The organism is Leifsonia sp. SIMBA_070, assembly GCF_046534635.1.
Classification (GTDB): domain Bacteria; phylum Actinomycetota; class Actinomycetes; order Actinomycetales; family Microbacteriaceae; genus Leifsonia.
On the sequence record NZ_JAWRYK010001023.1, the window covers coordinates 1 to 231 of the forward strand.

General features: G+C 69.3%; 1 pseudogene. It reads left to right on the forward strand.

What is annotated here, in order from left to right:
* Positions 1-35: 35 nt before the first annotated feature.
* Positions 36-231 (forward strand): annotated as a pseudogene (locus tag SB754_RS23255) (IS3 family transposase); the annotation flags it as partial.

Here is a 231-nt window from a genome sequence, read left to right on the forward strand (position 1 = left end):
GGGAGATCGCTCGGCTGCACGCGAAGAACTAGGGAGTCTGTGGGGTGCGGAAGATGTACGTTTTGATGCGTCGGCAAAGGTGGGCGCTGGGCCGGGACCAAACCGGGCGGATCATGCGTCAACTCGGATTGGCCGGGGCTCGCCGCTCGAAGCGGGTGGACACCACCCGCCCGGACCCGGCTGGGGCGCGGCCGACTGATCTCGTGCGAGGCCGGTTCACCGCAGCCGGCC